Annotated in this window: 22 protein-coding genes; 8 read left to right on the top strand and 14 right to left on the bottom strand. The window is 59.3% G+C overall.

The window, feature by feature from the left end; translation table 11 throughout:
- Window positions 1-4: 4 nt before the first annotated feature.
- Complete coding sequence (locus tag BT125_RS01580; protein WP_072404698.1) at window positions 5-814, bottom strand: response regulator transcription factor; 810 nt, start codon at window positions 812-814, stop codon at window positions 5-7.
- A 138-nt stretch (window positions 815-952) separates the two neighbouring features.
- Between BT125_RS01580 and BT125_RS01575 the strand changes: the two genes are divergently transcribed.
- Window positions 953-2,056: a polyamine ABC transporter substrate-binding protein gene (locus BT125_RS01575; RefSeq protein ID WP_072404696.1), complete on the top strand. Its 1,104-nt coding sequence runs from the start codon at window positions 953-955 to the stop codon at window positions 2,054-2,056.
- Window positions 2,057-2,197: 141 nt separating this feature from the next.
- Window positions 2,198-3,523 (top strand): type VI secretion system tip protein TssI/VgrG, encoded by a 1,326-nt coding sequence (tssI, locus tag BT125_RS01570; RefSeq protein ID WP_072404694.1) that lies wholly within the window; start codon window positions 2,198-2,200, stop codon window positions 3,521-3,523.
- Between the two features lie 136 nt (window positions 3,524-3,659).
- On the opposite strand, the gene BT125_RS01565 is transcribed toward tssI, so the two are convergent.
- The 5 genes from BT125_RS01565 to BT125_RS01545 all read right to left on the bottom strand — a co-directional run bounded on the left by BT125_RS01565 (window position 3,660) and on the right by BT125_RS01545 (window position 8,846).
- Window positions 3,660-4,679 carry an SMP-30/gluconolactonase/LRE family protein gene (locus BT125_RS01565; RefSeq protein WP_072404691.1) on the bottom strand — a complete coding sequence of 340 codons (1,020 nt, stop codon included), beginning with the start codon at window positions 4,677-4,679 and terminating at the stop codon, window positions 3,660-3,662.
- 37 nt (window positions 4,680-4,716) lie between these two features.
- Entirely contained in the window at window positions 4,717-6,105 is a 1,389-nt protein-coding gene (locus BT125_RS01560; protein WP_218190260.1) for a tripartite tricarboxylate transporter permease, read from the bottom strand.
- Complete coding sequence (locus BT125_RS01555) at window positions 6,102-6,578, bottom strand: hypothetical protein (RefSeq protein ID WP_072404689.1); 477 nt, start codon at window positions 6,576-6,578, stop codon at window positions 6,102-6,104. Before BT125_RS01555 ends, BT125_RS01560 begins: the two co-directional genes overlap by 4 nt.
- 61 nt (window positions 6,579-6,639) lie before the next feature.
- Complete coding sequence (locus tag BT125_RS01550) at window positions 6,640-7,560, bottom strand: hydroxymethylglutaryl-CoA lyase (protein ID WP_072404687.1); 921 nt, start codon at window positions 7,558-7,560, stop codon at window positions 6,640-6,642.
- Window positions 7,560-8,846, bottom strand: a complete 1,287-nt coding sequence (locus BT125_RS01545; protein ID WP_072404685.1) for a hydroxymethylglutaryl-CoA reductase, degradative — start codon at window positions 8,844-8,846, stop codon at window positions 7,560-7,562. Before BT125_RS01545 ends, BT125_RS01550 begins: the two co-directional genes overlap by 1 nt.
- Before the next feature lie 133 nt (window positions 8,847-8,979).
- Here BT125_RS01545 and BT125_RS01540 point away from each other — a divergent pair, with 133 nt between their 5' ends.
- Window positions 8,980-10,374 carry an aminotransferase-like domain-containing protein gene (locus BT125_RS01540; protein ID WP_072404683.1) on the top strand — a complete coding sequence of 465 codons (1,395 nt, stop codon included), beginning with the start codon at window positions 8,980-8,982 and terminating at the stop codon, window positions 10,372-10,374.
- A 203-nt stretch (window positions 10,375-10,577) separates the two neighbouring features.
- On the opposite strand, the gene BT125_RS01535 is transcribed toward BT125_RS01540, so the two are convergent.
- The 5 genes from BT125_RS01535 to BT125_RS01515 all read right to left on the bottom strand — a co-directional run bounded on the left by BT125_RS01535 (window position 10,578) and on the right by BT125_RS01515 (window position 14,593).
- Window positions 10,578-12,344: a S8/S53 family peptidase gene (locus tag BT125_RS01535; protein ID WP_072404681.1), complete on the bottom strand. Its 1,767-nt coding sequence runs from the start codon at window positions 12,342-12,344 to the stop codon at window positions 10,578-10,580.
- An 84-nt stretch (window positions 12,345-12,428) separates the two neighbouring features.
- Entirely contained in the window at window positions 12,429-12,995 is a 567-nt protein-coding gene (locus BT125_RS01530) for a DUF6630 family protein (protein WP_072404679.1), read from the bottom strand.
- 38 nt (window positions 12,996-13,033) lie between these two features.
- A complete protein-coding gene (locus BT125_RS01525) occupies window positions 13,034-13,327 on the bottom strand; it encodes a hypothetical protein (RefSeq protein ID WP_072404677.1) in 294 nt (97 codons plus the stop codon).
- A gap of 135 nt (window positions 13,328-13,462) precedes the next feature.
- The gene (gene arsH, locus BT125_RS01520; protein ID WP_072404675.1) at window positions 13,463-14,197 is read right to left on the bottom strand and encodes an arsenical resistance protein ArsH; all 735 of its coding nucleotides are present in this window, start codon (window positions 14,195-14,197) and stop codon (window positions 13,463-13,465) included.
- Window positions 14,198-14,431: 234 nt separating this feature from the next.
- Entirely contained in the window at window positions 14,432-14,593 is a 162-nt protein-coding gene (locus tag BT125_RS01515; RefSeq protein WP_072404673.1) for a DUF2986 domain-containing protein, read from the bottom strand.
- A 70-nt stretch (window positions 14,594-14,663) separates the two neighbouring features.
- Here BT125_RS01515 and BT125_RS01510 point away from each other — a divergent pair, with 70 nt between their 5' ends.
- The 5 genes from BT125_RS01510 to BT125_RS01490 all read left to right on the top strand — a co-directional run bounded on the left by BT125_RS01510 (window position 14,664) and on the right by BT125_RS01490 (window position 20,264).
- Window positions 14,664-14,831, top strand: coding sequence for a LysR substrate-binding domain-containing protein (locus BT125_RS01510; protein ID WP_371857779.1), 168 nt, complete (start codon window positions 14,664-14,666; stop codon window positions 14,829-14,831).
- Window positions 14,832-15,137: 306 nt separating this feature from the next.
- Complete coding sequence (locus BT125_RS01505; RefSeq protein WP_072404671.1) at window positions 15,138-15,620, top strand: formate dehydrogenase subunit gamma; 483 nt, start codon at window positions 15,138-15,140, stop codon at window positions 15,618-15,620.
- A complete protein-coding gene (locus BT125_RS01500) occupies window positions 15,614-17,173 on the top strand; it encodes a formate dehydrogenase beta subunit (RefSeq protein ID WP_072404669.1) in 1,560 nt (519 codons plus the stop codon). Before BT125_RS01505 ends, BT125_RS01500 begins: the two co-directional genes overlap by 7 nt.
- On the top strand, window positions 17,170-20,046 hold the full coding sequence (gene fdhF, locus BT125_RS01495; RefSeq protein ID WP_072404667.1) for a formate dehydrogenase subunit alpha: 2,877 nt from the start codon (window positions 17,170-17,172) through the stop codon (window positions 20,044-20,046). The genes BT125_RS01500 and fdhF overlap by 4 nt, the downstream gene beginning before the upstream one ends.
- On the top strand, window positions 20,043-20,264 hold the full coding sequence (locus tag BT125_RS01490) for a formate dehydrogenase subunit delta (protein WP_072404665.1): 222 nt from the start codon (window positions 20,043-20,045) through the stop codon (window positions 20,262-20,264). The genes fdhF and BT125_RS01490 overlap by 4 nt, the downstream gene beginning before the upstream one ends.
- Before the next feature lie 89 nt (window positions 20,265-20,353).
- On the opposite strand, the gene BT125_RS01485 is transcribed toward BT125_RS01490, so the two are convergent.
- The 3 genes from BT125_RS01485 to BT125_RS01470 all read right to left on the bottom strand — a co-directional run bounded on the left by BT125_RS01485 (window position 20,354) and on the right by BT125_RS01470 (window position 23,795).
- A complete protein-coding gene (locus tag BT125_RS01485; RefSeq protein ID WP_072404663.1) occupies window positions 20,354-20,884 on the bottom strand; it encodes an AidA/PixA family protein in 531 nt (176 codons plus the stop codon).
- Window positions 20,885-21,388: 504 nt separating this feature from the next.
- Window positions 21,389-22,102: a FadR/GntR family transcriptional regulator gene (locus BT125_RS01475; RefSeq protein ID WP_072404659.1), complete on the bottom strand. Its 714-nt coding sequence runs from the start codon at window positions 22,100-22,102 to the stop codon at window positions 21,389-21,391.
- Between the two features lie 166 nt (window positions 22,103-22,268).
- Window positions 22,269-23,795 carry a UxaA family hydrolase gene (locus BT125_RS01470; RefSeq protein WP_072404657.1) on the bottom strand — a complete coding sequence of 509 codons (1,527 nt, stop codon included), beginning with the start codon at window positions 23,793-23,795 and terminating at the stop codon, window positions 22,269-22,271.
- Window positions 23,796-23,797 lie beyond the last annotated feature (2 nt).

Raw genomic sequence — 23,797 nt, 5'->3', positions numbered from 1 at the left:
CCAATCAGCGTGATGCTCTGACTTCATGAGTAGCGGCAATATTCTGTTTTGGCATGAAAAATCGAGCAAACAGTTCAGATTGTGACTTGATGTTTAACTTTGCATAAATGTTGCGGCGGTGAACTTTTACGGTCTCCGCCGAAAGCGCCAGTTTTCCAGCTATTTCTTTATTGGAGAAGCCGCTGAGTAATAAACGGAGTACGTCACTTTCGCGTGCGGTAATTTGGGTGCCAAGTTGATTGACCGTCTCTGGCCACAGCGGCGGCTCAGTCAGCATTTTCTCAATATCAATTTCAAAACCCATGCGCTGATGCATCAAGGCAATCACCCACGGCTTGATAATGTCAAGGATGGTTATTTGCTCTTGGCTAAAGCGGGTTTTGCTGCCGATGGAAATGCACAACGTTCGGTCGGGGTCGAGCTGGACATTGTACTGTGCCTCATCCATGGAGATGTATTGGGCAAAATACTGATGGTAATACTCGGTTTCAAGAAAGTATTCCGGGGCAATGTCCAATAGGTGGAAGAAGCCACTCTGCGGCTTTTCCCGATTGGCTATATAAAACGGATCCAGCAAGTAAAGACCTTTCACATAGCGATGAGTGAATGCGTCGACTTCTTCGGCATCGGCTACCTCAGGAAGGCTGACGACCTGCACGTGTTGATTGCTGAAAATCAATACAACCCAATTATCGATCTGTACATATTCATTTAATGTGCGAACCAGGGAACTCCAGAAATCTGGACGATTCAGCTGCATGATCAGCTTTCCAATCGATCGATGCCAAGCCAGGCTATGGAGGTCAAACGGCATTTTCTACCCCTTTAGGGTTAGGAGTTCGCAGGTCAAAGGTAAGTATTCGTAGGTATTTACTATTCGGTAACACCCGGTATATTCGCTGCCAGGGTTTACGATAGCCATGAGGGCATATCGTCTTGACAAGGATGTTGCATGAGAAAGTCACATTTGCGAACCATTTTTTTGGCCTCGCTTCTCTGTGCCGGGATAAGCACTTCAGCGGCGGCTGTAGAGCCCGGGGTCTATCTGTATAACTGGTTCGGGTTGCTTGCGCCGCAGACGCCAAAGGAGTTTGAGCAGGAAACTGGCACGCGCGTGCATATGGATGCGTTCGACAGCGCAGAAATCATGCAGAGCAAGGTCATGGCCGGGCGCACCGGGTATGACGTGGTCGTGGCGACTTCCAATGTGTTGCCAAGCCTGATCCAGGCGGGAGTCCTCCAGCCTTTGGATCGTCATCAACTGAGTAACTTTTCACATATCGATCCTGACATCCTGGCCCAACTCGCGGTCAATGATCCTGGTAACCGCTACGCGGTACCCTATTTGTGGGGCACTACCGGCATTGGTTATGACGTTGACAAAGTCAGAGCGGCATTGGGTGATAATGCTCCGGTAAATAGCTGGGATCTGATCTTCAAAGAAGAAAACATCAGTAAACTCCAGTCGTGTGGTGTGGCAATGCTTGACTCGCCAAGCGAGATCATTTCGATTGCCTTGAATTACCTTGGACTCCCTAGCAACAGCAAGAACCCGGATGATTATCAGAAAGCTCAAGCCCTGCTGTTGAAAATCAGGCCTTATGTCCTTTATTTCGACTCGTCCAGAATCGACGCCGACCTGGCTGACGGCAATATTTGTGCAGTGGTGGGATGGGCCAATGGTGCGCTGGCGGCACAGGCCATCAACGAGAAGGCCAACACGGGACGCAAGATTACCTACAGTCTTCCTCGCGAAGGCGCGCTGTCCTGGTCGGAGAATCTGGTTTTGCTAAAAGATGCGCCCCATCCCAAGGAAGGCATGGCGTTCATCAATTATATGCTGCGACCAGAAATTATCGCCAAGACCTCCAACCACACGCTATACCCCAACGCAAACAAGGATGCCGCCGAGTTTGTCGAACAGAAACTGCGAGACAATCCTTGGATTTATCCCGACAAAAAAACGATCGCTACACTTATTCCGCTTGAACCCCTGCCATTGAAACTGGAGCGCATCCGCACGCGGATCTGGACCAAAGTGAAAAGTGGTGTGTGATCTGTTTTGATTTGTATGTCTGGAAAGTAAGACATAAACGTCGATATACAGGGGCGCTGGGTTGGTTAACTAATGCCTGCAAATTAACAGTCCGGTGTCTTCCGGTCCATTGCGCCGCCTTATGTAAAAAGAGAACAGCGGATGTTCAGCCCAGCCAATCAAACGCAGTTCAGTTTGACCATCCAAGGTGTCGAGCACGATTTTCAAGTGCTCGCATTCACTGGAGAAGAGGGGATCAGCAGGTCTTACCTCTTCAACGTGGAGTGTGTTAGCGAGCGGTCAGACCTGGCTCTCGAAAGCCTCTTCGACAAAGAGGCTTTTCTGACGTTAGACGCGAAGGGCAACGGCATTCATGGACGGGTCTACCACATCGCACAAAACGGTCATGGCCAGGGTTCGACACATTACAGCCTGGCCCTCGTACCGCACCTGTCCTACTTGCGGCATCGCATCAACCAGAGGATCTATCAACAGTTCTCGGTGCCGAAAATCGTCGCCTTGATACTGGAAGAGCACGGCATTCTGGGCGACGCCTATCGGTTTCACCTGGGGGCGAGCTACCCAGAGCGTGATTACTGTACCCAGTACGGCGAAACGGATTTGCACTTTATCCAGCGCTTGTGCGAAGAAGAGGGTATCCACTTTCACTTCCAGCACAGTATTCAAGGCCACGTGCTGGTCTTTGGTGACGATCAGGCGATTTTTCCCGGGATCGGGCAGCCCACTGCCTACGGGCAAGAGTGCGATAGGGTGACCAGCGAGCCACTGATCAAGCGCATCAACCTGCGTCTGGGACAGCTCCCCCGTCGTGTCTCGCACCGCAACGATGATGTCGAACAGTTTGGCATTGAAGGCGATGACAGGCTGGAGCGCTTCATCGGTCATGAGCACGGCAAGCAGATACGTCTTCGTACTATGGAGCGTCGTCATGCGGCTTATCGTCAAGCCGAAGGGCAGAGTGACCAGACTCGGTTAGTCAGCGGCCACGTGCTGGAAATCTCAGGCCATCCGCGCCAGGAGTGGAACGCCCTGTGGCTACTCACCCAGGTCATCCACGAAGGCCGGCAACCACAGGTGTTGAATGAGGATGTCGCCAGTGGCAACACTGCGCCCGAAGGTGACTTCCATCAGGGTTACCGCAACCGCTTTATCGTTCTTCCATGGAATGTGTCCTATCGTCCGTCGTTGGCTCACAAGAAGCCTCGGGTGCCAAGCGACCAGACGGCTGTAGTGATCGCTTTAGAAGACGAGGAGATCCTGAGTGGTGAGCGCTCGGGGAGGATCAAGGTCAAGTTCCCCTGGGACCGCGACGGCAGATTTGACGACAAGAGTCGTTGTTGGCTGATGGGGCCCTCTGATTGGCGTTGTGAAATCGGGCCCCCGCGGATGGGCGTGGAAGTCATGGTTACATTTCATGAAAACGACCCCGATCAACCACTGATCAGTGGTTGCCTGTGTTGTCGCTAAGGCGGGCTTGCCGCTGCTTTCGCCATTGTCAGTGCTCTACGGACGTACCCTTTCGATTGGTGCGGCGCTCTGTATTCAAGTTTTCGGTATTCGAAAAACCGACACAGCTACCATGATGGAATGCGCCGGGATTTCGCTATTGATGGGAGTACAGTTTCGCAGCATTGGCAAAGCCTTTGGCTCTGAAAATAGCGCTGCCTTCGCCGAGACTGCCGTCGTTGCTCACGAGATAAACCTCGTTGGTATCGGGCTTGAGCGCCATGCTCGTTGAGCGAAGAAAGTGGCCCTTTTCGCGCCCAGGAATCAAGATCTGGCCGATGGGCAAGCCGTTAGGATTGAGTACCAGCACGCGGCCTTGGCTGTACATAGCCACGTACAGATTGCCATCTTGATCGACACGCATTGAGTCAGGTGATGGGCCGCTAAACCGGTAAACAACGGCTTCCCCGAAGGGAGCGATTGTCTTGGCATCTTTCAGTTCGATTCGGTGCAGCAGCCCCGTCGCGAACTCAGTGACCCAAAGGGTCTTGCCGTCGGGAGAGAGCGCAATGCCGTTGGCGATCGCGAGATTGGGCAGGATCGAGACGATTGTCTTGCCGCCAGCTGGGACGTAATAGACGCCGCCGGTGGGCTGAGTCGATGTACCCTTGAAATCGGTGAAATAAAATCCCCCTGTGCTGTCGAAAACGAGGTCATCCACCAGATGGTTTTTGCTTGCCGGGATGATGACTTGCTTTCCTGAGCCGTCCGGTTTGTAGGCTGTCAGGTTGCCGGTATTTTTGAAATTACCCAGCCCTGCCACAAACAATCTGCCGTCTTTATGAATAGCCAGTCCCGCACTTCCCAGCGCGTTTTTCGGCACAACGACACTGAGTTTCTTGTCGGGATCGACCTTTAGAACCTGCCCCCCGAACACCTCGACAAACAACAAATTGCCGGCCCTGTCGAACGATGGACCTTCCAGTTGCAGAGGACCGTCGGCCACCTTCATCCACAGATCGGCTGTCACCGTCGGCAACTCTTTTTCTGGTGATCCAATGGCCTGAAGTTGCTGGCCCTCCGCCGGGTAGTTCAGGGTGGGGATAGCGTCCGCGTGGGCTTGTAAGATGCCAGCGCTGAAGGCCAGGAACAGGGAAGCCAAGAGTTTTTTGCGCATGTTGGTGACCTTCGTGTTGTTGTTATGTTGAAGTGGCTCATACGCTCAATAGGGCGACAATGGCGGGCACCGTCAGTACAGCGGTGTAATACCCCATGAATTGCACGCCGATGTTGAAGCCAAGGAAGCGCGATAGAAAACCACCCAGCAGGCCAACGGTGACAATGACCAGTAAGCCGAGTGCTCCGCCCTCCCAGATGCCGATCACCAGAATCAGGCCGACAAACGTCGAGATCACCGCTTCGTGACTGATGTTGCGTGAGACGAAGGACGCTGCCCGGTGGGCGTAATTCATCGTGAAGGGATAGGCAATGAGGATCGCCACGATCACCGCCAGCATCCCATAACCCAGAAACTCCCACGTGCTCAGCAGGGTATGGAGGTTGTTGACCTGCCCGGTGGCGGTGTCAACGCTGAAGCGAGGCGGGGCGTTGAACAGCGGTGCGGCCGGCCCTGCGGCGACAGGACTCAACGGCAAGCCAAACGCGATCAGCGGGATCAAGGCTTCAGCGATGTAAGTCGCTTCAGTGACGCCGTTACGGGCCGTGATCACCGTTGTCAGCCGATGGTAGACATGCTTGACCCGTGACCCGACGAGTTCGCCCATGATCACGGTCATCGCAACGGGGCTGAAGACGAACGTTGCACTGGAGATAATGGCCGTGACTGCAGTCCACAGACTCTGTTTGCTGTCCAGCACCTTGAGCGGGTTGGGGAAGAAACCGCCCCAGCTTTGCACATCCGCAGACAGCGAGAAGGTGCGCACTTGCTGGCGTCTCATCGTCTCCCGTTCAGCGGGGGCGAGCATTGAAAAGAGCGCGGCAATCAGCGGGCCAATGGCGATACCGAGGAAGTAGCTGACGCTCAGCTTGACGCCGTATTGTCCGGTGATGCTTTGCAGACCGACGATGACCATCACGAAGGGGACAAGCGCGAGCACCGCCGCAAGCCGCCCCTTGGAAAACCATGCAATGGCGATCGCAGCGAGCAGGAAGACCCATGGGGCGGCGCGTTTGATCGTGTCGCCAAAAGGCGCGAGCATCACGGCGAACAGCACCGCCGTGGGCACTGCGATCAGCGCCGCGATCACAGCGCCTGAAATCATCTTGCGCAGGGCGACGTGGGGTACGCCCAAGTTGCGCAGGAAATTGGCCTCGCGCATCAGGGGCGTTGCCAGGGTGTCGCCGGGGATGCCCAGTAATGCCGTGGGCACGGCATGGGTCATGTGTTTGGCCACTGCACCTGCGAGAAAGAACGTCAGGACACCGGGCGCAGGTACACCCAACAGCACCACGAGCAAGGTGAGCGGGGCGAGGGTGGTGGTTTCATCGCTGCCCGAAATGAGGCCAATCCCGGCGAAGATCACTGCACCTAATATGCCCATCCCGAACGCAATGAGAATCTGCTCCAACAGGGGTGTCATCATGACCGGCCACCGTTGGCCCGGATCGGAGCGACCGGGGCTACCGTTGCGTCTGTTTGAGCTTTAGCGGGACGGGTGAGGTGTGTCTCGTACTCTGCAAACAGCTCATAAAGATCCATTTCACGCAGTTCAGCGAGTGTTTCTGCGGGTAGATCCGACAGGTTTCCAAGGTCTCCGAATTCGTCCTGTAATTCCGCTAAAACCTTTGCTCGCCACGCAGGATCTGCCTGGTGCTCTACCACATTGCGCTTGGGCTTGAAGAGCTTTGCACTGATGGCGCCCCCCATCAGGCAGCCGACGATACCCACCAGCATGGCGTAGGCCTTGGCCATTTGGACATTGTCTACCCACCCCACGAGCAGGTGTTTGGCCAAGAAAAAAGCACCCAGGCTGACGGATGCGCCTATGGCAATGGCGTAAATCAGGTGACGACCGTTTACGGTGTCACCCCATAATTCATAGAGATCGGATTTCAAGGATTTCTCCTACTGCCCTTGCGAGCTTTTATTGTTATTAACATCAAGGAATGTAGCGGAGTCAGGCCTCTCGTCGTCGTTTCGCCAAGAGCGCCCGTGCAACTCTGGACGCCGTTTCTCGACCCAGATGAGCGTCAATGAACTCCCCGGCGTCAACGACGGCATCCAGGTCGACGCCGTGTTTGATCCCCAGGCCATCCAGCAGATAAAGCACATCTTCGGTGGCCACGTTTCCGGTCGCGCCAGGGGAGTAGGGGCAACCACCCAGCCCGGCCACGGAACTGTCGAATACACGAACACCCATCCCCAGCGCGGTATGGATGTTGGCAATCGCCATCCCGTAAGTGTCATGGAAATGGCCCGCCAAGGCGTTCACTGGTACCACCTGGGTACAGGCGTCCAGCAACGCTTTGGTGGCCGCGGGTGTTCCTGTTCCAATGGTGTCGCCCAAACTGATTTCGTAGCAGCCCATCCCGTAGAGAGCGGCGCTCACGGCAGCCACCGTTTCAGGTTTAACGTGGCCTGTGAACGGGCAACCCATCACGCACGAGACATAGCCTCGCACCCTGACGCCGGCATCCCGGGCGCGGACCATGACTGCCTCAAAGCGCTCGAGGCTCTCGGCTATGGAGCAATTGATGTTCTTTTGAGAGAACGCCTCGGAAGCGGCGGCGAAGACCGCCACCTCGCGGCAACCTGCTGCCAGGGCTTCCTCCAGTCCGCGAGCGTTCGGGACGAGCGCGGTCCAGGTGACATCCGGCAGGTCCGGCAACGCTTTAAAGACGTCACCTGATCCTGCCATGTGTGGCACCCATCGTTCTGAGACAAATGCACCGGCTTCCAGCGTCCGCAGGCCCGCGTTGGCGAGTTTTTTAAGCAACTCGACTCGTATGGCGGGGGCGAGCGTCCGTTTCTCGTTTTGCAAGCCGTCGCGGGCACCGACTTCCACCAATCGAACGGACAGTTCGAGATGGCTATTCATCACTCGGCCCGCTTTTGCTTGAGAAGCTCCGCCGCTTTGTCGGAGCGAACGTCCCGTGCATCGACCATCTCTTTGACCAGCCAAGTCACTTCATCGCCTTTCGCGCCGGCTGACAGTGCAATATTTCGTGCATGCAGTGCCATGTGGCCACGCTGGATGCCTTCCGTAGAGAGGGCTCTCAAAGCGCCGAGGTTTTGTGCCAAGCCCACGGCGACCGCGATTTCGGCGAGTTCCTGAGCGGTTTTCACCCCCAGAATGCGCAAGGAGAGTTGCGCCAGTGGGTGGGTTTTCGTGGCACCGCCGACCAGCCCGACAGGCATCGGCATTTCGAGAGTGCCCACCAGATTCCCTTTGCTGTCTTTTTCCCACGTTGTCAGCGAGCCGTAGTGTCCATCGCGGCAAGCGTAGGCGTGAGCACCCGCTTCCACTGCGCGCCAGTCGTTACCTGTGGCGACGATGAGCGGGTCAATCCCATTCATGATGCCCTTGTTGTGGGTCGCGGCACGGTAGGGATCGATGACGGCAAAGTTATAGGCGTCGAGAATGCCTTCGATCACGTCCTCACCTTTGTAAGCGCCAGTGGTGAGCAACGCTGGGGCAATACGGACCTGGGCACGGGCCAGGCGCAAGTCGGCGAGGTTCGAGAGAATGCGCAGGCGTACCTTCCCGCCGGTGATTTCCTCCATCAACGGGGCGACGGCTTCTGCCATCGTGTTCACGGTATTGGCCCCCATCGCGTCACGTACGTCCACGATCAAGTGAGCCACGAGCATGGGGCCTCTCGGGCTTTGAGCAAAGGTGTGGACTTCGATATCCCGGCAACCGCCCCCTAGCTTATTGAGCAATTGATCCTTGCGGTTTGCCAATTCAATGATGTCGTCTTTGCGACGCAGGAGGCTGAGCCGGGCATTGAAGGGGTCTTCAATGTCTACGATCTGAACTTGTGCGCGCATCAGCGGTTGCGAACTGGACGTCAGGAATCCACCCGCGTCCCGGGCAAGCTTGGCCATGAAAGAGGCAGCGGCAACGACTGAAGGCTCTTCCACGACCAGTGGGACAATTACGTCTCGGCCATTGATCTGGAAATTGCTGGCGACGGCGTACGGTAATTCGAACTTGCCGATCACGTTCTCGATCATGCCATCAGCCATTTCGAGCGGGAGCCCACCTGCGTCGCTAAGCAGGGCCACGTCAGCGGCCGGGAGGTTGAGCAGGTCTTGAAGGTGATTGAGGCGCTCGGCAGGCGTCAGGCTGCGAAAATTGGGAAGGCGAGAGTCGATGCTCATCTGGAAATCCTGTCGCGGTTGTTGTTTTAAGTTGCAGCCACACTATTCCGCTCTGTGCCTGTAAAGAAGGTACAGTTTGGACAGACAGTACCCAAGCTGTACCCTTGATGCTGGCACTGGAGGGATTCTCAGCATGAGCAGAATGACCTTGGCTCAACAGCTCACCGCTTCGTTGGCAGCCCAGATTGACGACGGCACTTATCGTGTGGGCGACCGTTTGCCGTCACTTCGTGAATGCATGCGTTTGTTGGGCCATTCGAAAAATACGGTCATCACGGCGTATGAAGCGCTGGCCTCTCAAGGCTTGGTTGAAGCCAGGCATGGGCAGGGCTTTTTCGTCAAGCAAGGCACCAGCGGTCACTACGAACCCGAGGAACCGCCGCCCTATGCCAGGGCGATGGATACCATTTGGCTAATGCGCCAGCAATTCGTCCGCGAGCCTGGGCATTCCCCTCTTGGGGAAGGATTCCCTCCCGTAGAGTGGTTAATGGACATGCGCCTGGACAAGTTCACCCGGCAAATCATGCGGATGGGCGTTACCACGTTGTTCAGGTACGGAAATCGCCTGGGCAATGCCAGCCTGCGCCAGCATCTGGTGCAAAAATTGGCGTCTTACGCCATTAGCGCGAATCCTCGGCAAATCGTCACGACTCACGGTGCAAATCATGGGCTGGACCTGATCATCCGACGCTTCCTTGCGTCGGGGGACACGGTACTTGTCGAGGATCCAGGCTATTACCCCTTGTTTGGCAAGCTGCAATTGCAGGGGGCTCGAATGCTGTCCGTGCCGCGTTTGCCCGATGGCCCGGATCTTGATGCGCTAGAAGCACACCTGCGCCTGCATAAACCGAAACTGTTTTTCCTGCAGTCCGTTGGCCATAACCCGACAGGGTCTGACATTTCGCCGGGTAAGGCGCATCGACTGGTTCAATTGGCACAGGAGCATGATTTCATTTTGGTGGACGATGACGCATTGGCTGACTTCAAGCCCGCCGCAGCCATCAGAGTGTCGGCATTGGACCAACTGAAGCGTTCGCTGTACGTGGGGAGCTTTTCGAAATCCGTTTCCGCAGCCCTGAGAGTGGGGTTCATCGCGGGCAGCAAGGAGGTTATCGATGAGTTGGGCGACCTGAAAATGTTGCTGCACACCAGTTCTTCTGAGCTTTGCGAGCGAACGGTCGACGTGGTGTTAATGGAGGGGCATTTCCTGAGGCACTTGATTCGGCTTCAAGAGCGGGTCAAATCGGCTACTGCCGCAGCGTTGGAAATGTTGGATGAGATGGGGGCCGACGTGTTCTGTCGTCCTGAGCAAAGCCTGTATTTATGGGCCAGGTTTCCTAACTTCGACGATGCCAGGGAGTTGACCCGGCTGCTGCTGCCGAAGGGTTTCATGATCGCTCCCGGGCACATTTTTTCACCCGAGCAATCACGTATCAATCCATGGACGAGACTCAATGTGGCTTATCTGAACGACCCTGTTTTCAAATCCACCCTGCAACAATGGGAGGTGGATGGTGGGGGGCGTTGATGAAGCCAACCTCACCAGGAAATGCGCGTATTGAGCCTGACATTGTCACCTCGGGGGCTGTCATCTCTAGCGTGAAAGCGATCCCCTGCATCTTTAACTCAGGGCAGCTTCACGTAGCGCTCCAGAGCCTGTCGGACCCGCGAAGCCAAGTCCCGGCGGACTCGGTGCGATCCATCCACCGACTGGCCCCATGACCCACCGGTTCAGCGCACGCGATCACGGCTTTGCGCGGCCAGGTCCAGGGCCTTTTGCATGTCCAGCCGCGCCGAGCGGCCGACGTCTTTGTCGTTGAGTTGGTAGCGACGCTCTGACGGCAGGATGGGGGCGGTGAGGTCTTCGGCGTCCATCTGTTCGAAGTCGTGGTTGTCGCCGATGGTCATGGCGCTGCGGCGTAGCAGCATGCGCAACTGCTCGGGTTGCAGTTGCGGGTTGATGGACAGCATTGCCGCCAGCAGACCCGCGACCATGGGCGTGGCGTAGGACGTGCCGCAATGCACCGCGCTGTCCTGGCCGGCGCTGGGCGTCGAGGCGTGGGCGCAAGCGGCGGCGGTGATGTCAACGCGCATGTCGATGTTCGAGGAGCTGCGCTTGACCGCATAGGCCGGGTCGTCGACGGCGACGCCGGTGCGTTCGCTGCGCTGGTGTCCACCGACCACCAGCAATTGCTCGGTAATGAAGGAGGAGGGCAGGCGGTACTCATCACTGCCCGAGAATGAGGAGCCGTTGCCGGCGGAGTTCACCACGATCACGTCGGGATGCGCCTTGCGCAGCCAGAGGAAAAATTCTTCCAGCAGTTCTTCGTAACCGCCCATGGCCAGGCCCGAGCGCAGCAGCGAGTCGACGTCATCGCCTTTGATGTCTTTGGCGCCGACGCGGTGAATGCCCCAACTCCAATTGAGCACGCGCACGCCATCTTCCACGAGGTTGACCGAAGCGGCGATGTTGGCGGTGATCCCGGCATCGGAGTTACGTTCGACGATGACCTCGAAGCCCCCGCTGGCCTTGTCCAGGCCACGGAGAAAACCGGTGTTGCCGCTGTCGTCCCAGCGTGCGGCGAGGATGCCGGCCACGGTTGTGCCGTGGTTGTCCGGCTTGTCCGCATCACGGGCGTAGACGCAGGTGCGCGGTGGCGAACAAGCACCCAGGTAATCCGCGAAATCCGTCGTGTCGAAATCCACATCGCGCTCGATCAGGCCGATGCGCACCGGTTGCGGCTGGATGGGCGGCTGTCGCCCGGGGATGCGTCGTTGGTAATAGTTCACCGCGTCGAGAAAGCGATTCGCAGCCCATTCGTCGGAGTCCAGGGCCGGTTTCTTCGGTTCTCCGGGCTGGGCAGGGGCCTGCTCGGTTTCTTCGGCCGAGGACTCCTCGGTAACCACGGCATCCACGCTGGTCTCGCTGCCCAAACGCAGCACCAAGGCGTCACGCTGCACCAGGTCCTTGGCCGGCAGGCGAAGTTGGTACAGGTTCAACGGCGCGATGCTACCGACCACTTTCGCGCCGTATTTCTGGGCCAGACGCTCGGCTTCCTGACGACCATCACGGTCTTCCTCGATCAGCACGCTGACCAGGTCGACGTAGGTGGTCAGACCGTCCATGTTCTTCGCCACTTCGTCCGGCCCGGCGGCCAGCACATGACTGTTGCGCAAGGTCAGCCAGGCGGCATTGCTGGTGCGGGGACCGTCTTCCAGCCAGAGCGGGCCGCTCTGGTAATCGGCGCTGTCCAGGCGCAAGCGCAGGTTTTCCCCTTCACGCTGGACCGTGTCTGCGGGTAGTGCCTTTGCGCCCAACTTGAGTTGTGGTGTTGCGTCGCCCAACCCACGCACTGTCAGGCACCAGTCCTGGTGCTGGCTTTGCAGCAGGTCGCCACAGCGTTTCAGGCTTTCCAGGCGCAGTGGTTCCGGTGCAGCGGTTGCCGCGCCGGCAGCCAGGGTGAACAAGGTCGCGAGGGCAGTGGGTCGTAGGAGCATGGGCCAGGCTTCTTTGTCGAGGGTCCTGTTGCTCCGACTGTTATGGTGTTTGCTTCGTTCAGCGGAGCGAATACATCTTCTGGTTCAGAAGCGCTCGAGATGCACTTCAAGACCTGCCTGCCGTGCGAGTTCGATCATGGCTTCGACCTGGTCTGCCTCGGCGATGAACCCGATATATTCGTCGCCACCGGAGTCCAGATGCAGGTAGCGTTTATCGAACGCCGTCAGCCATTGGTCGAGATTGGCCAGGGTCTGCGACATCGACAGCGGGCCCTCATGGCGGTAGGGATAAGTTTCTTTCACCCCGCTGGCGCTGACCAGATAGGGCACCAGATATTCGAAACCATCAAAGCCTTTCCAGTCGACGCCTAGTAAAGCCAAGTGTTCGAGTTTCTGGCCCTTGTCTGCATCCAACAGGCCTTCCACCAGGGCCGTGGCCGACTCCTGGCCCGAGCCGTAAATGCGCAGCACACGCCTGACCAGCCTGGCGCGTTCGCCTTCTGGCATGCGGGCCAACAGGGCTTGGGCAAACGCCTTGAGCTCGGAGCGATAGGGATGCAGCTCCCGCATGATCGCCGCGTCGCTGACAGCCGTTTCCTCTGGTGGCGGCAGGCTGAAGCGGCCGCCGAACAAGCGATCAAGAATGCCCATTTCCTTTCCTTTAGGTTGTCCATTTTTCCAGCCAACCGTTACACGCATCCCACATGAACGCGATACCTGATATCCCGATCAAAATGGTCTTCCGGGTTTTCGTAAGCTTCCAGTGTTTCCAAGAACCCTGTCCGCTCAAGACGCGTCAAATCCTCAAGGGTCCAATCGAAGGGGAAGTCGCTGGAAAAGCTTTCGCCCTGATATTCAACCCATTGGAAAACCGGAAAGGGCATGTAACCGAGCCATTCTGATCGATAAGTGATCTCGTCAGATTCGCTGCTCGTTACCACGGCGCGGATCTTGTGCTTGATGGCTGCTTGACGTTCATCCATGGTGTTTCGATCCCTAGCTCGGGGTTGGGCTGGAGGGTTTGGATGTCATTGCACTCACCATGCGTTCCTTGCGGTTCAAGGGCGTATTTTGCCTCGAAAAGCCAAACGCAGCACATCCTGATTCTGCCGCTGCGCCTAGATTGACCTCTGGTTAACGCGTTTGGAAAGCGCTTCGGCGCTTTCCTTGCGCTCGGAGTAGCGGTCGACCAGATAGGCTTCTCTGCCACGCACCAGCAAGGTGAACTTCATCAGTTCCTCCATCACATCGACAACTCGGTCGTAATAGGACGACGGCTTCATGCGCCCGGCTTCGTCGAACTCAAGGAAGGCTTTGGGGACGGAGGATTGATTGGGGATCGTGACCATGCGCATCCAACGACCCAACACGCGAAGTTGGTTCACCGTATTGAAGGATTGCGAGCCGCCGCACACTTGCATCACCGCCAATGTCTTGCCCTGTGAGGGACGAACCGCGCCCAGGGCGAGCGGGATCCAGTCGATCTGTGCCTTGAACACCGCCGACATCGAGCCATGGCGTTCTGGCGAGCACCAAACCTGGCCTTCCGACCACATCACCAGGTCGCGCAGTTCCTGCACCTTGGGGTGATCGACGGGGGCATCGTCCGGCAGCGGCAGCCCGGAGGGATCGAAGATTGCGGTTTCGGCGCCCATGAGCTCCAACAGGCGTGCCGCTTCACGGGTCAGCAGCTGACTGAAGGAGCGTTCGCGTGTTGATCCGTACAGTAGAAGTATGCGCGGCTTGTGCTGTGGTTCTGCGCTCTGCGCGAGCTTTTCCGGTGTTGGTACATCGAAAAGCGACAGGTCCAGATTTGGAAAGTCATTTGGGGGTTCGCTGGAAAACTCACTCATTGCACATCTCCCGTCCGGACGAAAACCTGATATATGGAAAAATGAATATTCGTATTTCCATATATTTAGCGCAAGACGCAATTTCGCTGGCTGTCCGAAATTTCGCCGAGGGCAGATGATTTCAAGGGAGGGCGGCAACCTGGAGCCTGCCCGGCAGGACTGAAGCGCGAGCTTGAGATCAGCAGCCAGGCGCGACGATTTTGGCGCAGCGCTTCAACGGGGCGGTGACGTGGATCAGCTTTGCGCAGGTGTGATGGGTGTTTCACTGGCTTCAGCCGCCAGTTTCAGGCGGTCGGCTTTGCTGATGTATTGATTCTTGCTTTTGGGTGCCAGCTTGGCACTGGCCTTTTTGGCGTTAGCCTTCAATAACTGGTTTATTTTCTTACGGCGATTCATGTCGATCTGCTCAGCGTGTCAATGGCCGGATGGTATCAGCTTTCCGTTTTCTCAGGATTTTTCCTGATCACTGCCATGGGCTTCACGCAGCGCTCGCCAACTTCAAAAGGAGCGGCTGGTGCGCGTGCTGGAAGATTGGTGCCCGCCATTTTCAGGCTACTATTTGTACTACCCCAGTCGGCGGCAACCTTCGCCTGCATTTACGCTGGTTGCCAATGCATTGCGCCAAGCCCATTAAGGCGGAGTGGCGGTTCGAATAAGCGGATCCGGCGTGTGTGTATTCTTGTTCAGGCAAGATTCACGGGGAGGGCTTTCCAGGGAGTCGCTTTCAGAACACGTTTCGTCGTCCATGTGCAATCGCCAACCCCCGGGAGTGGCAAGCTGTGAAGATGCCCCGGACCAGATGCGCAAAAGACACCTGGCCGGAGAGCGAGAATGGCGATCGGATGTGCCACGCTACCGTGACGTGGGCCGGACGCCGCAGCCAAGACTCCGGACGGCTGCCGCTATGCGGCGGTGTCGTTCGAGATGCCGAGGTACGTTTATGCCCGATGAGACGCTTCACCTGCCTTTGATCCATAGCGTGCTTGCGCGCGAAAAGGACACCCCCGGTGCCTTGCTGCCTATTCTCCATGCCATCCAGGCAGGCTGTGGGTATGTCCCCGACAGCGCCGTCCCGGAGATCGCCCACGCCCTGAACCTCAGCCTGGCTGAAGTGCGCGGGGTCATCAGTTTCTACCACGATTTCCGCACCACGCCGCCGGCGCGCCATACGCTTCGCCTGTGCCGGGCCGAGTCCTGCAAGAGCATGGGCGCCGAAGCCCTGGCTGCGCAGTTGCGCGAGCAATTGGCGCTGGACGATCACGGCACCAGCGCCGATGGCAGTATCAGCCTGCGGCCAGTCTATTGCCTGGGGGCCTGCGTTTGCTCGCCTGCCCTGGAGCTGGACGGGGAGTTGCATGCTCGGCTTACGCCCGAGCGTCTGCGTCAGTTGGTGAATGATTGCATGGAGGAGGGCGCATGCTGACGCTCTGTATCCCCCGTGATTCGGTGGCCCGTGCCGTGGGTGCGGACAAGGTGGCCGATGCGTTGGTTCGTGAGGCTGAACGTCGCCAACTGCCGCTGACGGTGTTGCGCACCAGTTCCCGTGGCCTCTATTGGCTGGAACCCTTGGTGGAGCTGGAAAGCGCCGGCGTCCGGCTGGGCTTCGGCCCTGTCACGCCCGCCGATGTGCCAGGCCTCTTGAATGCCCTGGCAGGCGATCCCGGTAGCCATCCGCTGGCCTTGGGGCCGGTGGAGGAGATTCCCTATCTCAAGAGCCAGCAGCGCCTGCTGTTCGCGCGCGCCGGCATCACGCAACCGCTGTCTTTGGACGACTACCGTGCCCGGGGCGGCTTCCTGGGCCTGGCCCGGTGCATCCAGATGGACGGCGCGGATGTGGTCGCCAGCGTGCTGGACTCCGGCCTGCGTGGCCGGGGCGGGGCGGCGTTCCCGGCGGGCATCAAGTGGCGCACGGTGCGTGATGCCCAGGGGCCGCAGAAGTACGTGGTCTGCAACGCCGACGAAGGCGATTCCGGCACGTTCGCCGACCGCATGCTGATGGAGGGCGACCCCTTCCTGCTGATCGAAGGCATGATCATCGCCGGTATCGCCGTAGGCGCGACGATGGGCTATATCTACGTGCGCTCGGAGTACCCGGACGCCGTCAGTACCCTGAACGAGGCGCTGCACATCGCCCGTGAGGCCGGTTATCTGGGCGCGGACGTCGGCGGCAGTGGCCGCGCGTTCGAGCTGGAAGTGCGGGTCGGTGCTGGCGCTTATATCTGTGGCGAGGAAACGGCGCTGCTGGAGTCCCTCGAGGGCAAGCGTGGCACGGTGCGCGCCAAGCCGCCGCTGCCGGCGCTGCAAGGCCTGTTCGGGTTGCCGACGCTGGTGCATAACGTACTGACCTTGACCTCGGTGCCGATCATTCTGGAGAAGGGCGCGCAGTTCTATCGCGACTTCGGCATGGGCCGCTCCCTGGGCACGATGCCGTTCCAACTGGCCGGCAACGTCCGGCACGGCGGCCTGGTGGAGCGCGCCTTCGGCCTGAGCCTGCGAGAATTGGTGGAAGGTTACGGTGGCGGTACCGCCAGTGGACGGCCCCTGAAGGCCGCGCAAGTGGGCGGGCCGTTGGGTGCCTGGGTGCCGCCTTCGCAGTTCGATACGCCGCTGGACTACGAAGCGTTCGCCGCCATGGGCGCGATGCTCGGCCACGGTGGTGTGGTAGTCGCCGACGACAGCCTGGACATGGCCCAGATGGCCCGGTTCGCCTTGCAATTCTGCGCCGAAGAATCCTGCGGCAAATGCACGCCATGCCGGATCGGTTCCACCCGCGGGGTGGAAGTGGTGGATCGCTTGATCGCCAGCACTGAAGCCGGTGCCCGCCAGGAACAGGCCCTGTTGTTGCAGGACCTGTGCGACACCCTGCAATACGGTTCGCTCTGTGCCCTCGGTGGGATGACGTCCTACCCTGTCGCCAGCGCCCTCAAGCATTTCCCCGCCGACTTCGGTCTGGCGACCACGGAGGCCGACCAATGATTACCATCTTCGATCCCAGCACCGATATCGACCTGGGCACCCCGGCGCGTGAAAGCGACGTGCAGGTCAGCCTGACCATCGACGGGCGTGAAATCAGCGTCGCCGCCGGCACTTCGGTCATGCGTGCCGCGGCCTTGCTCGGCACCACCATTCCCAAGCTCTGCGCCACCGACAGCCTGGAAGCATTCGGCTCCTGCCGCATGTGCCTGGTTGAAATCGACGGCATGCGCGGCTACCCCGCGTCCTGCACCACGCCGGTGACCGAGGGCATGGTGGTGCGCACGCAAACCTCCAAGCTCGCCACGCTGCGACGCAACGTGATGGAGCTGTACATTTCCGACCACCCGCTGGACTGCCTGACCTGCTCGGCCAATGGCAACTGCGAATTGCAGACCGTGGCGGGGCAGGTGGGTCTGCGCGAAGTGCGCTATGGCTACGAAGGTGCCAACCACCTGGATGAGGCCAAGGACGTTTCCAACCCGTATTTCGACTACGACCCGAGCAAGTGCATCGTTTGCAGCCGCTGCGTGCGTGCCTGTGAGGAAATCCAGGGCACCTTCGCCCTGACCATCAGCGGGCGCGGCTTCGATTCCCGGGTGGAAGCGGCCGGGGGGGACAACTTCCTCGATTCCGAATGCGTGTCCTGCGGCGCTTGCGTACAGGCGTGCCCGACGGCGACCCTGATCGACAAGAGCGTCGTGGAAATCGGCCAGCCGGAGCGCAGTGTCATCACCACGTGCGCCTACTGCGGGGTGGGTTGTTCGTTCCGCGCCGAGATGAAAGGCGAACAACTGGTGCGCATGGTCCCCGACAAGAACGGCCAGGCCAACCACGGCCATTCCTGCGTCAAGGGCCGCTTCGCCTGGGGCTACGCCACGCACCCGGATCGGATCACCAAGCCGATGATCCGCAAGCACATCAACGACCCGTGGCAGGAAGTCAGCTGGGACGAGGCGGTCACCTACGCCGCCAGCGAACTGCGCCGGATCCAGCTCAAGTACGGGCGCGACTCCATCGGCGGCATCACGTCCAGCCGCTGCACCAACGAAGAAACCTACCTGGTGCAGAAACTGGTGCGCACGGCGTTTGGCAACAACAACGTCGACACTTGTGCCCGTGTCTGCCATTCGCCTACCGGTTACGGCCTCAAGCAGACCCTGGGCGAATCCGCCGGGACCCAGAATTTCGACTCGGTGATGAAGGCCGATGTGATCCTGGTAATGGGCGCCAACCCCACCGACGCGCACCCGGTGTTCGGCTCCCAGCTCAAGCGCCGTCTGCGCCAGGGCGCGCGACTGATTGTCATCGACCCACGGCGCATCGACCTGGTGGATTCGCCCCACGCCCGCGCCGAGCTGCACTTGCAACTGCGTCCCGGCACCAACGTGGCGATGCTCAACGCGCTGGCCCATGTCATTGCCACTGAAGGCCTGATTGACCAGCCCTTTGTCGAAGCCCGCTGCGAGGCGACGGACTTCGCCCGCTGGCGCGATTTTGTCAGCCAGCCGGAAAACTCACCGGAGGTCCTGGGCCCGGTTTGCGGCGTACCTGCCGAGCAGATCCGCGCCGCGGCACGGCTCTACGCCACTGGCGGTAACGCGGCCATCTATTACGGCCTCGGCGTCACCGAACACAGCCAAGGCAGCACCTCGGTCATGGGCATCGCCAACCTGGCCATGGCGACCGGGAACATCGGTCGCGAAGGTGTCGGGGTGAACCCGTTGCGTGGGCAGAACAACGTCCAGGGTTCCTGCGACATGGGCTCCTTCCCCCACGAGTTGCCAGGCTATCGGCACATCTCCAACGAAGCGGTCCGCGCCGAGTTCGAGCAGGCCTGGAACGTCACCCTGCAACCCGACCCGGGCCTGCGTATCCCGAACATGTTCGAAGCGGCCCTGGACGGCACCTTCAAGGCGCTTTATTGCCAAGGTGAAGACATTGCCCAGAGCGACCCCAACACCCAGCATGTGACGGCCGCGCTGTCCGCGTTGGAATGCGTGATCGTCCAGGACATCTTCCTCAACGAGACGGCCAAGTTCGCCCACGTGTTCCTGCCGGGCAGCTCGTTCCTGGAGAAGGACGGCACCTTTACCAACGCCGAACGCCGCATCTCCCGCGTTCGCAAGGTGATGGACCCGTTGGCCGGCAAGGCCGATTGGGAAGCCACCATCGCCCTGGCCGATGCCCTGGGTTACAAGATGCACTACAACCACCCTTCGGAAATCATGGATGAAATCGCCCGCCTGACGCCGACCTTCACCCGTGTCAGCTACGCCGAACTGGAGCGCCACGGCAGCCTGCAATGGCCTTGCAACGATGCCGCGCCGGACGGCACGCCGACCATGCATATCGAACAGTTCGTGCGCGGCAAGGGCCGCTTCATGCTCACCGGCTACGTGCCCACCGAGGAGAAGGTCAACAACCGTTATCCGCTGCTGCTGACCACCGGCCGCATCCTCAGCCAGTACAACGTCGGCGCCCAGACCCGGCGCACCGAAAACGTCGCGTGGCACGAGGAGGATCGTCTGGAAATCCATCCGACCGATGCCGAGAACCGCGGGATCGTCGACGAAGATTGGGTCGGTATCGGCAGCCGTGCCGGGCAAACGGTGCTGCGGGCCAAGGTGACCGAGCGGGTGGCGCCAGGGGTGGTCTACACCACGTTCCACTTCCCTGAATCGGGCGCCAACGTGATCACCACCGACAACTCCGACTGGGCCACCAACTGCCCGGAATACAAGGTGACAGCGGTGGAGATCGTGCGGGTCAGCCAGCCTTCGGAATGGCAGAAGCGTTACCAAGCCTTCAGTGATGAACAAGGCCGCCTGTTGAAGGAGCGTCGCCATGCCGAAAAAGCCGAGGTGCGTCGATGAGCTCTGACAGCTTGATCAAGATGGCCAACCAGATCGGTCAGTATTTCGCCAGTGAGCCGGACCATGGGGTGGCGGTGCGTGGCGTGTACCAACACATCAAGAGCTTCTGGACGCCAACCATGTGTCGCGACTTGATGGCCTGGCAAACGAAACATCCTGACGCTGTCCTGCACCCATTGGTGTTGGCGGCATTGATGGAGTTTGAAAAAGCGGCCTAGGAAGGGACGTTCTGTAGTGCCTGGACACAGCCCCGGCCGGTGCCTTTCGTCGTTGACGAGGGCGCCGGCCGGTGCTGTGTGCCTTTCAGTTACTGGTTATTGACGGTGACGTAGGGGTCCCACGTGTTGATCGGGCCAATCTGGTTCAGGTGACGGTCCAGCAGAACGAAGTAGATTTGGTACCAGAGCTTTCCTGGGCTCAGCGCAGTGGACTGCCAGAAGGTATAGGTCACATCGGTTTTGGAGATACCGCCGGGGGCGCCGTTGTCCAGATATGGCACGGGGATGCCGGGGATGTTGAACGGTGTCGGCTTCGAAATGCTGCCCTTGTAATCACCGCCCTGGTGGGGGTCGCCGATCTCGACATCCTTGATCAATGCGATGCGGTCGAAGTTGCGCGACAGCGTGGTGGCGCGCCAGCGAATGATGTCACCGGGTTTTACGTCGAACCACAACTCGTTGCCGCCTTCGCCTTCGCCGCTGGTGATGTTGGCATGGCTGTCGATGGCACTGCGGGTCACCAGCATGGCAATTGCGCCGCCTACGTCGTTGGGGTGGGCGAGCAGGTAATCGGCGTCAACATTGACGAGCACATCAATGGTTTGGGTCGCTCCAGACATTTTGTTGCTCCTTGAGGGGAATGACTTTGACGACCGCGCCTGCAAAGGCGTCCGGGCCACCCGGTCCCTGGGTGCGGTCTCGAGAGGAACGATAGGTGACAGCGTTGTAGTGTCAAATTTCGAATACTTGACGCTGGCCAAGCAAAGCGAAGCGCAGCACAACCAAGGCTTTGATTTACTTTTGACGTGGACGATCACCCACGGGATTTTGGGTGGTTCGCGGATAGCATCAGCGGCCAAGGGCGTACGAATTTTGTCGGCGATTGCTCCCGATCTAGCCGGAGGACAGGACGGCGCATGTATGACCGGCCATCAGGTTTGGCAAGCGGGGGGCGTTTGCTTGTGACAGCGATGGTGGCTGTGCTGCCGCCATCGCGAGCAAGCTCGCTCCCACAGGAGGCTTGGACAGGCCGCGAAATCGAGGCGCACCACCGATCAAACTGTGGGAGCGAGCTTGCTCGCGATGGTATTTGGTCAGTCAATCAAAAGCCCAGGACTGCAGGTCTAGTCGCCCGTGTCTTCCGGCTCCAGCGCTCGCAGCCAGCGGTTCTCCGAACGGCTCAGATGTTGGCGCATCGAGGTTTGGGCGCCGAGGACATCCTTTTGGGCTACGGCGCGCAGGATCGCTTCATGTTCGACGACCGCGGCTTCCCATGTCAGGGCATTCTCCGAGTGTTTGCTCAGGTGAGCCGAAATCGGGTTGTGTCGTTCATCGAACAGGGCGGTGATGATCCGCACCAGGGCGGAGTTGCCGCTCATCTTGGCCAGGCGCTGATGGAACTTACGGTCATCCTCCAGTGGAGGCAGGCCGTTGGCGATGCTCGCGCGCATGGCATCGATGCAGTCCTGCAGATAGCGGTAGTCGCTTTTCTTGCCATGCAGGCATGCCAGGATCACCGACTCGCCCTCGATCAACGCACGCGCCTGCATCAGTTCCGAAGGGCTCTCGCCCAAGGTCATGCTCGGGTTTTTTCCGTCCTTGGACCGGGCTCGCACATACACGCCGGAGCCCATCTTGATCTCGATGTCGCCGTCTATTTCCAAGGCGATCAGCGCCTCGCGAAGCGACGGCCTGGAAACCCCCAACAGTTGGGTCAAGTCGCGCTCGGGGGGAAGCCTGGAGCCTGCTTTGAAATCCCCTTGGGCGATGTAGTTGCGCAATTGATCGGCTATTTTCTGGTAGGGCTTGCGTTCGGCGGCGTTGATCGGTGAGACCATGGGTGGACGTCCATCGGAGAGTCCGCCAAGGCTACCATAGGCGCTTGATGGTGGGAGCGAGCTTGCTCGCGAAGGCGGCGGTACATTCAGCAATGATGCAAATTGACCCAGCGCCTTCGCGGGCACGCTCGCTCCCAGAGGGAGAGGGGTGCAGTGACTTCGCCATTCACATCACCGCACCGATCTGCCAGGGTAGGAACTCGTTATCGCCCAAGCCGTTTTCCTCGCTGCAGGTACGGTGTCCGGACGCAGTCGCCAGCATCAGTCGGAACAACCGTTCACCCGCCTGGGCCACCGATTCCACGTCATCGACAATGCCGCCCGCGTTGAAGTCCATGTCCAGCTCCATGCGTTGGAACAGCCGGGAGTTGGTGGCGATTTTCAACGAGGGCGTGGGCTTGCACCCGTAGGTCGAGCCGCGCCCCGTGGTGAAACAGATCAGGTTGGCGCCACCGGCCACCTGGCCGGTCGCCGACACCGGGTCGTAACCGGGGGTGTCCATGAACACCAGGCCCCGGGCATCGACCGCTTCCGCGTATTGGTAAACGCCCATCAGCCCGGTCGCACCGGCTTTCGCCACGGCGCCCAAGGATTTTTCCAGGATGGTGGTGATGCCCCCGGCCTTGTTGCCCGGCGAAGGGTTGTTATTCATATCACCGTCGTTGTGGCGAACGTAGGCTTCCCACCAATGGATGCGCGCCATCAGTTTTGCCGCGATGTCGGCAGACGCGGCGCGGGCCGTCAGCAAGTGTTCGGCCCCATAGATTTCCGGGGTTTCCGAAAGGATCGCCGTGCCGCCCTGTTGCACCAGCAGGTCCACGGCCGCGCCGAGTGCCGGATTGGCCGTGATGCCGGAGTAGCCATCCGAGCCGCCGCATTGCAAACCGACGCATAAGTGGCTGGCGGCAACGGTCGTGCGCTGGTATTGGTTGATAAGGGGCAGCATCGCTTCGATGTGGGCGATGCCTCGTCGCACCGCTTCGCGAGTTCCGCCTTCGTCCTGGATGACCAGACTGGCCTTGAGCGCCGCGGGGCGATCCCCCAGTTCATTCATCAACGGGGTGAGTTGATTGACCTCGCAACCCAGGCCGATCAACAGCACACCGGCGAAATTGGCGTGATCGGCATAGCCGCTCAGGGTTCGCTTGAGGATGTCGATCCCTTCGCCCTGGGCGCCCATGCCACAGCCGCTGCCATGGGTGATCGCAACGACGCCATCGACGTTGGGGAAGTCTTTCAAGCGCTCGGCAGAAAAGGCATTGGCGATCTGCTTGCAGACGGTTGCCGAGCAGTTGACGCTGGAAATGATCCCGATGTAATTGCGGGTGCCGACGCGCCCATCCTCGCGGACGTAACCTTCGAAGGTCGCTGGGTTCTCGCTCAACGACGTGGGGACATAGACGTTCCGTACGCTGTGTTCGGCCGTGTTGGCGGGCATATCCAAGTTGTGCACGTGGACGTGATCGCCAGGCTCGATGGCCTGGGTGGCCTGGCCGATGGTTTGGCCGTACTTGAGCACCCGCTGGCCGGCCAACACCGGGCGCAGGGCGATCTTGTGGCCGGACGGGATTGCCTGCCGGGCGATCAGGCTGATGCCGTCGGCATTCACCGACTGACCTTCGGCGATATCGCCTCGGGCCACCGCGACATCATCGCCGGGTGTCAAAACAAGCAAAGCAGAAGGCGGGTTCATGG

It is taken from the genome of Pseudomonas sp. NFACC04-2 (assembly GCF_900119265.1).
Classification (GTDB): Bacteria; Pseudomonadota; Gammaproteobacteria; order Pseudomonadales; family Pseudomonadaceae; genus Aquipseudomonas; species Aquipseudomonas fluorescens_AA.
This window is presented reverse-complemented; position numbering and strand designations above follow the sequence as displayed.

Bases quoted from the DNA above. Each gene is read 5' to 3' on its own strand.
- BT125_RS01530 (WP_072404679.1), bottom strand. From the start codon at position 12,995: ATGGGCATTCTTGATCGCTTGTTCGGCGGCCGCTTCAGCCTGCCGCCA.
- BT125_RS01505 (WP_072404671.1), top strand. From the start codon at position 15,138: ATGCCCGATGAGACGCTTCACCTGCCTTTGATCCATAGCGTGCTTGCG.
- BT125_RS01550 (WP_072404687.1), bottom strand. From the start codon at position 7,560: ATGAATAGCCATCTCGAACTGTCCGTTCGATTGGTGGAAGTCGGTGCC.
- BT125_RS01485 (WP_072404663.1), bottom strand. From the start codon at position 20,884: ATGTCTGGAGCGACCCAAACCATTGATGTGCTCGTCAATGTTGACGCC.
- BT125_RS01500 (WP_072404669.1), top strand. From the start codon at position 15,614: ATGCTGACGCTCTGTATCCCCCGTGATTCGGTGGCCCGTGCCGTGGGT.
- BT125_RS01580 (WP_072404698.1), bottom strand. From the start codon at position 814: ATGCCGTTTGACCTCCATAGCCTGGCTTGGCATCGATCGATTGGAAAG.
- BT125_RS01490 (WP_072404665.1), top strand. From the start codon at position 20,043: ATGAGCTCTGACAGCTTGATCAAGATGGCCAACCAGATCGGTCAGTAT.
- BT125_RS01515 (WP_072404673.1), bottom strand. From the start codon at position 14,593: ATGAATCGCCGTAAGAAAATAAACCAGTTATTGAAGGCTAACGCCAAA.
- BT125_RS01565 (WP_072404691.1), bottom strand. From the start codon at position 4,679: ATGCGCAAAAAACTCTTGGCTTCCCTGTTCCTGGCCTTCAGCGCTGGC.
- BT125_RS01475 (WP_072404659.1), bottom strand. From the start codon at position 22,102: ATGGTCTCACCGATCAACGCCGCCGAACGCAAGCCCTACCAGAAAATA.
- BT125_RS01525 (WP_072404677.1), bottom strand. From the start codon at position 13,327: ATGGATGAACGTCAAGCAGCCATCAAGCACAAGATCCGCGCCGTGGTA.
- BT125_RS01545 (WP_072404685.1), bottom strand. From the start codon at position 8,846: ATGAGCATCGACTCTCGCCTTCCCAATTTTCGCAGCCTGACGCCTGCC.
- BT125_RS01540 (WP_072404683.1), top strand. From the start codon at position 8,980: ATGAGCAGAATGACCTTGGCTCAACAGCTCACCGCTTCGTTGGCAGCC.
- BT125_RS01575 (WP_072404696.1), top strand. From the start codon at position 953: ATGAGAAAGTCACATTTGCGAACCATTTTTTTGGCCTCGCTTCTCTGT.
- BT125_RS01470 (WP_072404657.1), bottom strand. From the start codon at position 23,795: ATGAACCCGCCTTCTGCTTTGCTTGTTTTGACACCCGGCGATGATGTC.
- BT125_RS01560 (WP_218190260.1), bottom strand. From the start codon at position 6,105: ATGATGACACCCCTGTTGGAGCAGATTCTCATTGCGTTCGGGATGGGC.
- fdhF (WP_072404667.1), top strand. From the start codon at position 17,170: ATGATTACCATCTTCGATCCCAGCACCGATATCGACCTGGGCACCCCG.
- tssI (WP_072404694.1), top strand. From the start codon at position 2,198: ATGTTCAGCCCAGCCAATCAAACGCAGTTCAGTTTGACCATCCAAGGT.
- arsH (WP_072404675.1), bottom strand. From the start codon at position 14,197: ATGAGTGAGTTTTCCAGCGAACCCCCAAATGACTTTCCAAATCTGGAC.
- BT125_RS01535 (WP_072404681.1), bottom strand. From the start codon at position 12,344: ATGCTCCTACGACCCACTGCCCTCGCGACCTTGTTCACCCTGGCTGCC.